Raw genomic sequence first — 14,907 nt, 5'->3', positions numbered from 1 at the left:
AATATTAGGCTCTAAGTTTAGGTAAATTGTTCCGCAAATCTCAGGCACATTGCCAGCCTTTGAGTGCTACTATCTCTGTAGAATCAATACACTAACGACGACTAACGACTGGATACCCATATGATTAAGTTTGCTGTAATTGGAACCAATTGGATTACACAAAAATTTGTTCAAGCTGCTCACGAATCTCAATCGATGCAACTTGCTGCGGTTTACTCTCGAAATCTAGACAGTGCGGTAAAGTTCGCCCAAGAATTTGACGTTGAAGCGACGTATGACTCACTCGACGCATTGGCAAATGACAAAACGGTTGAAGCCGTGTACATCGCTTCACCGAACTCACTTCATTGCGAGCAATCTATCTTCATGATGGAACACGGTAAGCACGTTATCTGTGAAAAGCCGGTTGCATCAAACATTGATGAAGCAACACGCATGTTCGAAGTGGCTGAGAAAAACGGCGTAGTGTTGTTCGAGGCGTATAAATCTCAATTCCTACCAAACTTTAAGCAAGTCCAACTCGGCCTAGAAAAGATTGGCAAGGTACATAAAGCGCACATCAATTACTGCCAGTATTCATCACGCTACCAAAAATACCTAAACGGCGAGAACCCAAACACCTTCAACCCAGCTTTTTCTAACGGATCGTTGGTTGATATTGGCTTTTACTGCGTAGCCGCAACAGTCGCGCTATTTGGTGAGCCGGAGAATGCACAAGCTTCTGCGAAGCTGCTTGAGTCAGGTGTCGATGCTCATGGCTGTGCGATCTTCCAGTATCCTGAGTTTGACGTAACGCTTGCTCACTCTAAAGTCAGCGACTCTTATGCTCCAAGTGAGATCCAAGGTGAATTAGGGGCGATCATCATCGATCACATTGCTGAATGCACCGACGTTAAGATCCGCTTCCGTGATGGCAAGGTAGAAAACCTTACTCAAGTACAAAGCGAGAACTCCATGAGTTACGAAGCACAAGCCTTTGCTAGCTGCATTGCTGGCGACCACACGACACAAGCGCAAGCCCAACAGCGTGCTTTAACCGTTGCCAAGTTAATTACAGAGATGCGTCAGCAAATTGGTGTCGTTTATCCAGCGGATAAATAACGTCACAGCGTAAGTTAACAAACTGATTTTTAAGACATACTGATTTATGCATAACTAAATTTAATCTTTACGACAAATAACTGGATTAGTTGATTGGGGTGCCATCTGTTTAAATCCGCGTTCGATATCTATCGTATTTATTTAATTTATTGAAGGTGTGTAAAGTGTTTTCAGTTGATGATCGCGTTGTAGCAACAAAAGGTGTTGAACTAGGTGAAATGGTAGTAACTGGCCTAAGTGCTGGTGGTGGCTACGTTCACGTTACAACGGTAGAAGGCGCAATGACGCTTACTTACCCAGCACAAGATCTTAAAAAAGCATAGTTTAACCACTCTGCCCTTTTAGTAGTCACTCTGCTAAAGATAACAAAATTGAGGCTTTGGCTGACTTCACTCTTCTGCATTAGAGTGAGCAGCCAGAGCCTTTTTTATGCCTGCAATTCCTTACCAGTCTTCCCATTAGTATACTCGTCGCAGTAAAACCGAATCCAACAGACAATAGAATCAATCAAAGAGTATTTACACTAAGTACTTATTGTCTGTTGATACACACCGTCTATTAGCGCTTAGTTTTAGCAAGACTTTCTGTTACATTAGCATTAACTTATATTTATAATAACCTGAACTGAGGGAAGCTATGAAGCTTTACATTTACGACCACTGCCCTTTCTGCGCAAGAGTCGCCTACATTGCTCAATCTCTAGGCTTGGACATCGAGCTTGTCTCTGTCGATTATGATGACGCCCAAACTCTTATCGATTTGATCGGTAAAAAGATGGTACCCGTCTTACAAAAAGACGACGGATCTATCATGGCAGAGAGCCTAGATATTATCGCGTACTTCATGGACCTAAAATCAAGCGACGAGCAGCGTGTACCATCAGAGCAAGCTGCTCATTTCCAAAGCCGTGCTTTCCCTCTTACTCAACAGATTGGACGCCCACGTTGGTGGAACCTCGACTTGGCTGAATATCGCTCTGCAGGAAGTAAAGAAGCTTGGCGTGCCAGTAAAGAGACCGAAGATTTTAACTTTGAAGAACTCTTAGAAAAGACGCCTCAGTTCGTTCAACTGATTAACCCATTACTGAAAGATGCCGAACTCTTACTGGATATAGAGCATGGTGAGTCATCACTACCTCTAATCGATCAAGCGGTGTATTTCTCGATGCTTCGTGGCTTTTGCGTAGAACCAAGCATCAGTTGGCCACCAGCACTTGAACGCTGGTTGGAAAAGAAAAGCGAAACGCTAAAGCTGTCTTTACTTCGCTAGAAAGCTATCTCTGATTAAGAAAACTAGCTCTGATTCACAAGCGACTACAACGAGCGCAAACAAAAAATCGAAGCTCTCTGGTGTAAAACTGCGAGCTTCGATTTTCTTTTATCTGGCCATTCTATTTCTCTAAGGCTTTGTCTTACAGCAGACGCCTTCTCAAACCGGTTCGCTCTAAGATTCGGGTCGAGATCTCTTCTACCGATAATGAAGACGTGTTGATATAAGGTATCGCTTCTCGGCGGAACATCGCTTCTACCGTTTGTAGCTCATACAAACACTGCGAATCACTCGCGTATTCACTGCCCGCTAAACGGTTCTCACGAATCTCAGTCAGCCTTTCTGCGTCAATCGTTAAACCAAACAACTTGTGTCGGTATATCTCAAACTCAGGCAGCAGCTTCAAACGCGCTAAATCGTCATGGATGAATGGATAGTTCGCTACGCGTAGACCAAACTGCATCGCCATATACAAGCTTGTTGGCGTCTTGCCACTTCGAGATACACCCAACAAGATGATGTCGGCTTCTTCCAGTCCTTTGAGCGTGATGCCATCATCGTGCGCGAGTGTGTATTCAATCGCAGCAATACGGTCGAAATACTTAACCGAATCTTTGTTCACACTGCGTGAGCGTTGCAGTTTAGGCACAGGTGCCATCTGAATATCATCCTGGACCTTCTGAACGATACTCTCTAACACGTCATAACAGTGCGCAGGCGCTTCAAGTAATTTGGCTTTGATATCAGGGATCACGATTGAAAAGAACACCAATGGTTCGACTCCGTTATCGCGATACGAAATTTCAATCTCTTTTAATAAATCAGAAAGTTTGTCCTCACTTTCCACAAACGGAAAGGTTTTTTCATTGGGTTTGAAGGGAAATTGACCTAGAACAACATGCCCTAAAGTCTCACATGTTATGGCCGTTCCATCAGAAACATAGAATACATCACGACTTTGAATATCAATTTGCATTTTTTATTTAATGTTTAAAATTATTTTGAGTAGGATGGGAACCATAATATATATAACGAAACCCTGCTGACTATTACGTCCCCCACAGCTTTAGAAAATAATTTACATTTTTTTAAACTGATACGTAATCGTTTGCCTTTAAATCCCTACAATGCTTGCTATGTTTCTGGAGAAATAAATGCAAAATAATACCCTATGGTTCAATGGCCTATCCATGGAAGATGTCGACAAAGTCGGCGGTAAGAACGCCTCACTGGGCGAGATGGTTTCTAACCTGTCCAATGCTGGTGTTTCTGTACCTAATGGTTTTGCTACCACTTCGTATGCGTTTAACGACTTTCTTGACTACAAAGGTCTTGATGAGCGCATCCACCAACTACTTGATGAACTTGATGTTGAAGACGTTGATGCACTGCGTAAGACAGGTGCAACGATTCGACAATGGGTTCTAGAAGCCCCCTTCCCAGAATCACTAGAGCAAGACATCCGTGATAACTACCGCGAGCTAATCGAAGACAACGAAGAATTGTCTGTAGCTGTGCGTTCATCTGCAACTGCAGAAGACCTTCCAGATGCTTCATTCGCAGGCCAGCAAGAGACCTTCCTTAACGTAAAAGGTATCGATGCAGTACTCGAAGCAACCAAGCACGTTTACGCGTCGCTGTTTAACGACCGCGCGATCTCTTACCGTGTACACCAAGGCTTTGACCACCGTGGCATTTCATTGTCTGCGGGTATTCAACGCATGGTTCGCTCAGACAAAGCCTCTTCAGGTGTAATGTTCACCCTTGATACAGAGTCTGGCTTCGACCAAGTGGTATTCATCACCTCTTCTTGGGGCTTGGGTGAAATGGTTGTACAGGGCGCTGTGAACCCAGATGAGTTCTACGTTCACAAGCCAATGCTAGAAGCGGGTCACTACCCAATCGTTAAGAAGACGTTTGGTTCTAAGCTGATCAAGATGATCTACTCAACCAATCAAGAGATCGGCAAGCAAGTTGATATCATCGACACGGACACTCAAGAGCGTAACGAGTTTTCTCTCAACGATGAAGAGATCAAAGAGCTAGCAAAACAAGCGATGATCATCGAGAAGCACTACCAACGTCCGATGGACATTGAGTGGGCGAAAGATGGCATCGATGGCAAGCTTTACATCGTTCAAGCTCGCCCAGAGACGGTATGTTCTCAAAGCGACCAAAACGTTATCGAGCGTTACGAGCTAAACAACAAGGCCGATGTGCTAGTTGAAGGCCGTGCTATCGGTCAACGCATCGGCTCTGGTCCAGTTCGTTTGGTTGACTCTCTAGACCAAATGTCACTAGTTCAAGAAGGCGATGTGCTGGTAACAGACATGACAGACCCAGATTGGGAACCTGTTATGAAGAAAGCGTCTGCGATTGTCACTAACCGTGGCGGCCGTACTTGTCACGCTGCAATCATCGCTCGTGAGCTTGGTATCCCAGCGATTGTTGGTTGTGGTACAGCAACAAGCAGCCTAAATGATGGCGATACCGTGACAGTGTCATGTTCTGAAGGTGAAACTGGCTACGTTTACCAAGGCGAACTTGACTTCGAGATCAAACGTTCTGAAGTTGATGAGCTACCAATGCTGCCAACCAAAGTAATGATGAACGTAGGTAACCCAGATCGTGCCTTCGATTTCGCGCAAATTCCAAACGAAGGTGTTGGCCTTGCTCGTCTAGAATTCATCATCAACAAGATGATCGGTATTCACCCAAAAGCCTTATTGAACTTCGATGCACAAACTGACGAGCTAAAAGCAGAAATCAGCGAACGTATTCGAGGCTACAAAGATCCTATCGATTTCTACGTAAGCAAGCTAACGGAAGGCATCGCGACTATCGCTTCTGCATTCTGGCCCAAGCGTGTGATCGTACGTATGTCTGACTTCAAGTCGAACGAATACAGCAACCTTGTAGGCGGCAAAACGTTTGAACCACATGAAGAGAACCCAATGTTGGGCTTCCGTGGCGCATCTCGTTATATCTCGCCAGTATTCGAAGACTGTTTCGAGCTAGAAACTCAAGCGATCAAGCGTGTTCGTAACGAGATGGGTCTTAAGAACGTTGAAATTATGATTCCATTCGTTCGCACTCCAAGCGAAGCGGCATCGGTTATCGACATTCTGGCTAAGTTTGACCTACGCCGTGGCGACCAAGGTCTGAAAGTTATCATGATGTGTGAACTACCATCGAATGCAATTTTGGCTGAAGAGTTCTTGAAGTACTTCGATGGCTTCTCTATTGGTTCGAACGACATGACACAGCTGACGCTTGGCCTAGACCGAGATTCAGGTGACGTGGCACACCTCTTCGACGAGCGTAACCCTGCAGTGAAAGCGATGCTGAAAATGGCGATCGATGCAGCAACCAAAGCAGGTAAATACGTGGGTATTTGTGGCCAAGGCCCATCTGACCATGACGACCTAGCGGAATGGTTAATGGAACAAGGCATTAGCTCTGTTTCGTTGAACCCTGACACGGTTATCGATACATGGTTGAAACTGGGTAACGTAGCAAATAAATAAGTAACGCTTCTCGTGATACCTAAACGACAAAAGCCAGTCACGACGACTGGCTTTTTATTCTCCGAAAGCGAACAAAAATAATCTACCTATCACAACAAACATTGGTATCGAGCTGACCTTACGTTATGCTTTACGCAATTCTTCATTGAGATAATTGTCACCACGACAAACCTACCTTCAAGACCAATAAGACAGATATGAATTCGACTACCGCAACTCCCTCTCCTTCTCTTGGCCGACAACTCTATACAATGACATGGCCAATGTTGTTTGGGGTACTTTCCCTAATGAGCTTCCAGCTTGTAGATAGCGCCTTTATAGGTCAGCTAGGCGTACTGCCGCTCGCGGTTCAAGGCTTCACACTGCCAATACAGATGATCATCATAGGTATTCAGGTTGGGTTAGGCATCGCAACCACAGCAGTCATTGCAAGAGCCATTGGTGCCAATGAATTACGTTACGCGAAACAACTGGGCGGGCTAGTGATTGCAATGGGTAGCGTGAGTGTTGCGCTTTTTTCCGTCATCATTTATCTGCTTCGTGGACCCATCTTACAACTACTCGATGCGCCACCGACGGTTTTACCGATCATTGATTCTTACTGGATCTATTGGCTAGTCAGCTCTTGGACAGGTGCGCTGCTCTATTTTTACTACAGTGTGTGTCGAGCTAATGGTAATACCATGCTGCCCGGTTCAATGATGATCGCAACCAGTATCATCAACTTGATATTGGATCCAATCTTCATCTTTACTCTCGACATGGGCATCAATGGTGCAGCTATCGCGACCATCTTAGCTTTTGGTGCGGGCATCTTTATCGTGGCTCCCAAAGTGACCAAGAAACATTGGATGACGTTCGATTGGCACGATCTTGATATCGGCAAGAGTGTTCGATCAATTGGCAACATCATGGGGCCAGCGATGATCAGCCAACTACTGCCGCCAGTCTCTTCTATGTTAGCGACTAAGCTACTTGCTGGTTATGGCACCGCAGCCGTCGCAGCTTGGGCGTTGGGTTCTCGTTTTGAATTCTTCTCTATTGTGGCTGTGCTAGCACTGACGATGTCGATGCCACCTATGATTGGCCGCATGTTAGGGGAAAAGAACCTTGGGAACATACGTAGTCTTGTGAAGATTGCCGTTACCTTCGTGTTAGGTTTCCAATTGGTGATCGCACTGGTGACCTGGTTGTTCTCTGGCGGGTTGGCGAATCTCATGACTAGTGACAACGAAGTCTCAACGATTTTAAACTACCACCTACTGATCGTGCCTATTAGCTTAGGGCCTTTGGGTACCTGTATGCTTATGGTTTCTATCTCGAACGCTTTGGGCAAGTCTTACACCGCCTTGACGATATCTTCATTGCGTCTGTTCGCTTTCTTCTTACCTTGCTTGTGGGTTGGTTCGCAGCTCGCTGGCATTGAAGGCCTATTCTGGGGAGCTATGGTAGGTAATATACTTGCAGGCACCTGTGCATGGTTTATGTACCAGCGAGCTCTTGGGCAAGTCAAGGATAAGCTGGCCAAATAGGCAATTCACGAACTCATCAGTCAGCCATTTCCAACTAAACAAGCAGCTAATTTTAAGGCTGCTTTTTTGTACCTGAAACTTCAGTATATCTTCCATCCATTTAATGAATTTCACATCCCTTTAATTTCGAGAGTTTTTATAACTTGCCCTAGATCATTAAAACCTTCAAAAACGCAACCTTTGGTTTTAAATATGTAAACCTTGATGGGGTTTAAGAAATTAAACCACATCGAAGATGGTTTAGTGATCCTGTTCAAATTTCACTCTTAATTTTGGTTAAATTTCCGCTATTTGTTGGCGTTTTATACGCTTTTATCGGTTTACAGAAGTTTACTGCATCTTGCCTAAATACCACCAAAGGAGTAGATTTCAGTCATTGAGTTCAAAAATGTAAACCGAAATCATGAATGTAAAACAAGTTCGATTCACCGATGAAGACAGAGAATGTTTAAGCAATTACTTCCGCTTGGCGGACACGATTGCCGACTTGATTGGTCCCTACTGTGAGGTAGTTATTCACTCATTTGAAAGCTTAGAAAACTCTGTCGTGAAGATCGTCAATGGTCATCATACTGGTCGTGAAATCGGTTCACCTATTACCGATTTAGGTTTACGTATGTGGAGCACATTCGAAAAAACTGGCGAAGTTTCACCGAAGAGCTATTTCACCAACGCCGCTGATGGTTCCCTACTAAAATCGACCACCTGTGTACTAGCTGGTCCACAACAAAAGCCGATCGGTATGCTGTGTATCAACATGAACTTATCTTTCCCATTCCCAGAAATCGTCAAAACGCTCATGCCACAGTGCAATGTCCCTCAAACCATTGTCAGCGAGACATTCAGCAACAATGCGAACGACGTCATTCAACAAGCATTGAGCTCAGCCATTAACGAGGTTGACCAAGATGAGTCGGTTTCTTCCAAAGGTCGCAACAAAGCCATCATTCGTTGTTTGTTTGATAACGGAGTATTTGAGCTAAAAGAGACGACAACACAAGTATCAGAGCAACTTGGGATCAGCCGACAGGCGGTTTACAAGTTTATCCGTGAATTTAAATCAGAATAAAACCAATAATTTAGGAGTTACATCGTGAAACAGATCATTGCCACTGAACAAGCACCTGCAGCTATCGGCCCTTACTCACAAGGTACGTCTTACGGCGACATGGTTTATACATCAGGTCAATTACCTCTCGTTCCAGAAACGATGCAGTTTGTTGAGGGCGGCATCAAAGAGCAAGCTCGTCAGTCTCTGGAAAACTTAAAAGCTGTATTAGAAGCAAGTAATGCGGGACTGGACACAGTGCTGAAGACAACCTGCTTCCTGTCTGACATGGAAAACTTCGTTGCCTTTAACGAAGTGTACACAGAAGTGTTTGGTACAGAGAACGCACCTGCTCGCTCTTGTGTTGAAGCAGCACGACTACCAAAAGACGCACTGGTTGAAGTTGAAGCCATCGCATACAAAAAATAACCGATTTAGGTATTAATGGGTATCATAGGAGATTCTCATGAGCGTTTCATTTATCGCATTAAGCGTACTGTTCTTTGGGTTCTACGCACTGCTGTCGAACTTCAAAAAGCAAAAGAAAAGTTTTAACTTCCGCGTACTGAGTGCGCTTGCTGCTGGCTTACTGTTCGGTGGGGCAATTCAACTTGTTTTCGGTGTCGGTAACGTTGCAACATCTGGCTTTGCTGAACTGATTTCAGTGTTCGGTAAAGGCTACATCAAACTTCTACAAATGATCGTTATCCCACTTGTATTCGTGGCGATGATCTCTTCGATCATGAACGTTGAAGGCGGTGGTGCGCTATCTCGTATCGCGCCAAAGATCATCGGTATTCTACTTTTCACTTGTGCAATCTCAGCAGCCGTTGGTATCGCAAGTATTTACCTATTTGGTATCGATGCGAACGCGCTAGTAAGCACTATCGGCACAAACAGTGCGATTGAAGCTCGCGGTGATTCACTGGTAGCAACACAAGATGCAATGGCAAGCAGTGGTCTGTCTGGTATGGCTCTGTCTATCATTCCAACCAACATCTTTGACATGCTAACGGGTTCTCAACGTACTTCAACATTATCAACTGTATTGTTCGGTATGTTCCTTGGTTACTGTATCCTTCAAGTGAAGAACCGTAAACCAGAGAAAGTGCAAAACTTCGTTGATTTCATCAACTCTGCAAAAGAAGTGGTTCTTTCAATGGTTCGTGAAATCCTGAAGCTAACGCCTTACGGTGTATTCGCTCTGATGACCACGTTCATGATGACCAACGACCTGTTCGCACTCGCTGAAATGGGCCGCTTCCTTCTAGCGAGCTACGTAGCAATCGGCGTAATGTTCGGCATCCACTTCGTGATGGTATCTATGTTCGGCCTTTCTCCAGCGAAGTTCATGAAGAAAATCTGGCCTGTATTAGTATTTGGCTTCGGTTCTCGTTCGAGCATGGCGGCTATCCCACTAAACGTTGAAACACAAACTCAACGCCTAGGTGTAGACGAAGAAACAGCAAACATGTCAGCGACTTTCGGTACCAGTATCGGTCAAAACGGCTGTGCGGGCATCTACCCAGCAATGCTCGCTATCATGGCGGCACAAGTAATGGGCATGCCTGTAGACTTAAGCTTCATTCTACAACTGATTGCTGTTATCGCGATTGCTTCATTCGGTATCGCGGGTGTTGGTGGCGGTGCAACGTTCGCTGCAGTAGCAGTACTGACCATCATGGGTCTAGACATCACAGTAGTAGCGATTCTCGTGTCTATCGAAGCGCTAATTGACATGGCTCGTACTGCGCTAAACATCTCTGGCTCTATGTTGTCTGGTGTTCTAACAGCGAAGAAGAATGGCTCACTGGATACTGAACAATACGACGCTGACGTTACAGCGACAGTATCAAAAGAAGCAGCAGTATAATTCTCAAACTTAATTAAGAGCACTCCACTTGAGTGCTCTTCTGTTTTTCCTGAGTTCAGGTTATTTAGGTAGTAAATATGAAAGTTGTTGTTATAGGCGGTAGCGCCGCTGGTATGAGTTTCGCAGCAAAATACAAACGTAATCAACCATCAGACGAAGTCATCGTATTAGATAAGCGCAGTTACATCTCTTTTGGAGCCTGTGGTCTACCCTACTTTGCAGGCGGCATGTTTGATGACACAGAACGAATGATCTCTCGTACGCCAGAACAAGCCATCAAATCTGGTTTAGATGTACGCGTAGAAACAGAAATGGTGTCGTTCGACCGCACTGAAAAACAAATTACGGTACGTCACCAAAACGTAGAGACCACTAGCGATTACGATATGTTGGTGATTGCGACAGGCGCACGTCCGATCGTTCCATCATTCGGTGAATTCAATCCAGAACACGTATACACACTCACAAGCATGGAAGATGGTTTAGCAGTCAAAGAAGCGCTTAAAGACGATAGTAAACAACGTGTGTGTGTCATTGGCGCAGGATTTATCGGGCTGGAAGTCTTCGATGCGGCACATGGCTTAGATAAGCACGTGACGATCATCGAACGTGAACAGCACATCATGAGCCGTCAGTTCAGTCCAGAAATCATTGAAGTAGTCGAAGGGGCCATTCGGGAGTCAGGTGCAGATCTTAAAACAGGTTGCAGCGTGTCAGCTATTCGTGATGCTGATCAAGGTGGTTACATCGTTGAAACCGATAACGGCAATGTCGAAGCTGATATCGTTATCCTGTCACTCGGTTTCAAACCAAATACTGAAGCATACGAACTACCAAAAGCTGCAAACGGCGCTCTGTTGGTGAATGAATATGGTGCCACTGAAGATGCTTACATCCATGCTGTCGGCGACTGTGCCGTTGTCCATCATATGGCACTAGGCAAACCTGTTTATGTTCCTCTAGCAACCACAGCCAACAAGCAAGCGCGCATGATGGCCGACAAGCTAGCAGGCAAAGATATTTATATGTCGGGCTTCTTGGGGTCATCTTGTTTAAAAGTGCTCGATTACGAACTGGCGTGTACCGGCATATCTGAACTTCTGGCGAAAGAACATAGCTTAGATGTGAAAGTATCAACGATTTCAGACAAGAACCAAACCGATTACTACCCAGGCCAAGAAGACATCAAGGTCAAACTGGTTTATCACCCGGATACTAAGGTTCTTCTAGGTGGTGAGATCGTAGGTAAGAAAGGAGCAGTTGGTCGCATCAATGCATTAGCAGTTGCTATCACCGCGAAGATGACCACCCAACAGCTTGGTTACATGGACTTCTGCTATGCGCCACCATTTGCGCGTACTTGGGATGCCCTGAACGTGGCTGGTAACGTCGCGAAGTAAACGAAATGACATAGAAGTCCCAATAAACAAAAAGCAGAGCGATTACGCTCTGCTTTTGGATGGACGAAAACCTTAACGTTCATCTGATGGAAGAACAAAGTCGACATATAACGCAAAATTTCCGATTCCAGAAGCTTTAATACCACCCAAGTCTAAATCATTTGTCGAATAAATCATGGCAGAAACCCCCATGTTGCTTAGTTCTATCGCCTTCTGATACTCGCTCCCAAGCGAGCCAAGATTATCACCCCGATACGTCACAGCCTTAATTTTATTTAAATCAATCCACTCAAGAATCAATGGTGTATTTAGATCTATATTTAATGCGACATTATTAAAACCTAACTCTATTGCTTCATTATATTTATCTGTGCTGAATACTTCGATAATAGATTTATCTTTATCTATTATATACTTTGAAAGCAAGGCAAGATTTTTTATTTTATCCGTAACTAATACCACATCATTTTTATCTAGAATATCAATAGCTGTCGATATATTTAATGTTTTATATTGATCATAAATTATCTTTGATTCAAACTCTTTAGAACTAATAGACCCAGTATTATTAGAATTTGTCATTTCGTGAAAAGTCTTCCAATCATGAACAGCAACAATCCTTCCATCCGATGAGATAAGTAGATCTAACTCTATCATCTTGAATCCATGTTCAATTGATTGCTCCATCGCTTCTAACGAGTTTGTATATTTTAATCCGTTGATTCCCCCACCGGCATGTGCGATCAAACCACCAGAATTACCGATAATTTTAGGGATGTTATTATGTTCATTTGGGTATGCCTTTACATTGCCTCTCCATACATCAATGACTACACTCATCGAAGGGCCGATAACAAAAGCTACCCAAAAACATATGAGAACTAGACAAAATATTGATATTAAGACTCTGATTCCTTTGAGTATCATGACATTTTACCTGTTGAGAACTGGGGTTGATGATAATGTTTGGTTTACCCTATCAATATTGAGTTTAAACATATTATTTATAGCAACTATAATAGCATTTGTCGGTAATAGATTTGTATTTCTTCTTCTAACGGTAATAATGACTTTTGATTTCTACTTAAGATTAAACTCTCTAAGCTTAGACTTAGGTGTCTTAGGTTCGGTTTTAGAGTCTAATCGAGGTGAGGCACTTGAACATATACAAAGCATTAGCGTCATAACATATGTAAAAATTATTATATTTTCCATTCTACTTTTTTTATCATTTCACATTACCTTAGGAAAGGTTGGTAAGTCATTTTCATTAATTATGTTGATATTATTTTCCAGCATATTAGTCACAAAATTTTATAGCTTACATGATAATAAAAAGACGACATACATCAATGAAGAATACTTAAAAACAATCCATCATGAAGTGTGGTTTAGTTTTTTAGAGTTAATTACAGTTATTAAACCTATTTCTTTATATTATGAGCTGTCTCTTCTCGAAGGGGGAAAATCCGTAATCTCTTCAAAATGGGAGAATGTTCATACAAACAAAGTATTAAAAGATATTTACATCGTAAATATTGGTGAATCTGTGATCAAAAATCACTACCCATCGTATAACGAAAAAAATGGAAATATAAAAGGAGCATCCATATTTAATGGTGTTATTTCCCCATCCGTTGTTACATATTTCTCAGTCCCTCGAATATTATCAAAGAGCCTAGATGTAAACAGGCATGATAAAAACTTAAATGTGATAGATCTTGCTAATGATGCTGGAATGAAAACTTATTGGATATCAAATCAAGCAAAGATCGGGCAATACGAGACACAGGTATCCGCAATCGCTAGTAGAGCACATTACCAATTTTATAAGAATACGTCTTATGATAAAGCTGAACCCGATAACATTCTCCTACCAGAAGTGATCAAAGCAATTCGTGAAGAGACTAAAAGGCCAAAAGTGATTTTCATCCACACTATGGGGTCTCATTATGATTTTTGTAAGAGGTTTGATGAAGAAATTTCACTAAAACCCTCAGATAACAAGTACCTCATATGCTATTCAAAATCAGTGGCTTATGGCGTAGCTTTTATAGAAAGGCTTAGAGACTTACTCACGATCCATGATAAAACATATAAAATCATTTATTTTTCTGACCATGGCCTAACGTCTGTAAACGTTCCACCGTATCTAATTCACGGTACTGGCTCACATTTTACAAGGCAGGCAGTAGAAGTACCTTTCATAGCAATGAGTAATGACCCACAAGAAACGAAAATACATTCGGTCAAATACAATCTGAGAGACTTTTCAGACACATTTGCGCAATGGGTAGGAATATCTTCAGAACAGACAGAGCAACATAAAAGTATCTTCAATACCAAGTACATAGGAAAGGAGTACGACTCAGTGCTAACAAGTGAGTTTAAGATAAGAAAAATCGACTAAGCGAGTAGCTCTGTTACTAAAAAATCATGAATCATCAAAGGTTACGTAGTAAATATCGGCTTCCTAACATTAATCTGACTCTTATTTCGCTCTGTGTAAGCTGATATCAGTTAAATGTCACTTATATAAGACATTCATTGACCTTGTTGGCAACCAACCTAATAAGATGATTTAGGAGCTCTTATAGTATCGGTGAGTGAATAACTGAAAGTTCACTATTTGACTGGATATATAAAGGTTTGAAACGTTAAAACGAAAAAAAGCCCGCTGATTTCTCAGCGGGCTTTTCAATGGTGGTGGAGGGATAGGGATTTGAACCCTAGAACCGCTATTAACGGTTGCCGGTTTTCAAGACCGGTGCTTTCGACCACTCAGCCATCCCTCCAACAAATTTTCGTCAACAGATTTGTGCACTGTTGAGGTTGTTACTTGCTATGCAAATAACGAAGCTTTTTGTCTTCACTTTTAAAAAGTGAAAATAAATTTGGAGCCTGGCGATGTCCTACTCTCACATGGGGAAGCCCCACACTACCATCGGCGCTATTGTGTTTCACTTCTGAGTTCGGCATGGAATCAGGTGGGTCCACAATGCTATGGTCGCCAAGCAAATTTTGCTTTTACTTTCAGTTTTTTAAAAACTGAAGGCAAAATAATCTGGAAAACTGATTTAAAAGTCTCTTCAAACTCATTCAAGCGTTTGGTATTTCTTTGAGTCCACAAAACCCCTTGGGTGTTGTATGGTTAAGC

General features: G+C 42.9%; 12 protein-coding genes, 1 tRNA gene and 1 rRNA gene. 10 read left to right on the top strand and 4 right to left on the bottom strand.

What is annotated here, in order from left to right:
• Window positions 1-120: 120 nt before the first annotated feature.
• The 3 genes from BCV39_RS03645 to grxB all read left to right on the top strand — a co-directional run bounded on the left by BCV39_RS03645 (window position 121) and on the right by grxB (window position 2,370).
• Window positions 121-1,101 (top strand): Gfo/Idh/MocA family oxidoreductase, encoded by a 981-nt coding sequence (locus tag BCV39_RS03645; protein WP_102431331.1) that lies wholly within the window; start codon window positions 121-123, stop codon window positions 1,099-1,101.
• Between the two features lie 164 nt (window positions 1,102-1,265).
• The gene (locus tag BCV39_RS03640; protein ID WP_004733064.1) at window positions 1,266-1,424 is read left to right on the top strand and encodes a hypothetical protein; all 159 of its coding nucleotides are present in this window, start codon (window positions 1,266-1,268) and stop codon (window positions 1,422-1,424) included.
• A gap of 313 nt (window positions 1,425-1,737) precedes the next feature.
• Entirely contained in the window at window positions 1,738-2,370 is a 633-nt protein-coding gene (grxB, locus tag BCV39_RS03630) for a glutaredoxin 2 (protein WP_102431330.1), read from the top strand.
• Window positions 2,371-2,512: 142 nt separating this feature from the next.
• On the opposite strand, the gene BCV39_RS03625 is transcribed toward grxB, so the two are convergent.
• The gene (locus BCV39_RS03625; RefSeq protein ID WP_102431329.1) at window positions 2,513-3,346 is read right to left on the bottom strand and encodes a pyruvate, water dikinase regulatory protein; all 834 of its coding nucleotides are present in this window, start codon (window positions 3,344-3,346) and stop codon (window positions 2,513-2,515) included.
• A 178-nt stretch (window positions 3,347-3,524) separates the two neighbouring features.
• Between BCV39_RS03625 and ppsA the strand changes: the two genes are divergently transcribed.
• The 6 genes from ppsA to BCV39_RS03595 all read left to right on the top strand — a co-directional run bounded on the left by ppsA (window position 3,525) and on the right by BCV39_RS03595 (window position 11,750).
• On the top strand, window positions 3,525-5,897 hold the full coding sequence (gene ppsA, locus BCV39_RS03620; RefSeq protein ID WP_102431328.1) for a phosphoenolpyruvate synthase: 2,373 nt from the start codon (window positions 3,525-3,527) through the stop codon (window positions 5,895-5,897).
• A 197-nt stretch (window positions 5,898-6,094) separates the two neighbouring features.
• Entirely contained in the window at window positions 6,095-7,429 is a 1,335-nt protein-coding gene (locus BCV39_RS03615; protein ID WP_102431327.1) for an MATE family efflux transporter, read from the top strand.
• Between the two features lie 403 nt (window positions 7,430-7,832).
• A complete protein-coding gene (locus BCV39_RS03610) occupies window positions 7,833-8,498 on the top strand; it encodes a PAS domain-containing protein (RefSeq protein ID WP_170960781.1) in 666 nt (221 codons plus the stop codon).
• 24 nt (window positions 8,499-8,522) lie between these two features.
• A complete protein-coding gene (locus tag BCV39_RS03605) occupies window positions 8,523-8,906 on the top strand; it encodes a RidA family protein (RefSeq protein ID WP_017111552.1) in 384 nt (127 codons plus the stop codon).
• A gap of 37 nt (window positions 8,907-8,943) precedes the next feature.
• The gene (locus BCV39_RS03600) at window positions 8,944-10,350 is read left to right on the top strand and encodes a cation:dicarboxylase symporter family transporter (protein WP_017102501.1); all 1,407 of its coding nucleotides are present in this window, start codon (window positions 8,944-8,946) and stop codon (window positions 10,348-10,350) included.
• A gap of 77 nt (window positions 10,351-10,427) precedes the next feature.
• Entirely contained in the window at window positions 10,428-11,750 is a 1,323-nt protein-coding gene (locus BCV39_RS03595) for a CoA-disulfide reductase (RefSeq protein ID WP_102431326.1), read from the top strand.
• A 72-nt stretch (window positions 11,751-11,822) separates the two neighbouring features.
• On the opposite strand, the gene BCV39_RS03590 is transcribed toward BCV39_RS03595, so the two are convergent.
• Window positions 11,823-12,677: a glycerophosphodiester phosphodiesterase family protein gene (locus BCV39_RS03590; RefSeq protein ID WP_102460916.1), complete on the bottom strand. Its 855-nt coding sequence runs from the start codon at window positions 12,675-12,677 to the stop codon at window positions 11,823-11,825.
• Between BCV39_RS03590 and BCV39_RS03585 the strand changes: the two genes are divergently transcribed.
• A complete protein-coding gene (locus BCV39_RS03585) occupies window positions 12,577-14,160 on the top strand; it encodes a sulfatase-like hydrolase/transferase (RefSeq protein ID WP_241910222.1) in 1,584 nt (527 codons plus the stop codon). The two genes, BCV39_RS03590 and BCV39_RS03585, sit on opposite strands and share 101 nt — an antisense overlap.
• A gap of 294 nt (window positions 14,161-14,454) precedes the next feature.
• Here BCV39_RS03585 and BCV39_RS03580 read toward each other — a convergent pair.
• A tRNA-Ser gene (locus BCV39_RS03580) sits at window positions 14,455-14,545 on the bottom strand.
• A 104-nt stretch (window positions 14,546-14,649) separates the two neighbouring features.
• A 5S ribosomal RNA gene (gene rrf, locus BCV39_RS03575) occupies window positions 14,650-14,765 on the bottom strand.
• Window positions 14,766-14,907 lie beyond the last annotated feature (142 nt).

This window comes from Vibrio sp. 10N.286.55.E10 (genome assembly GCF_002872555.1).
Classification (GTDB): Bacteria; Pseudomonadota; Gammaproteobacteria; order Enterobacterales; family Vibrionaceae; genus Vibrio; species Vibrio crassostreae.
This window is presented reverse-complemented; position numbering and strand designations above follow the sequence as displayed.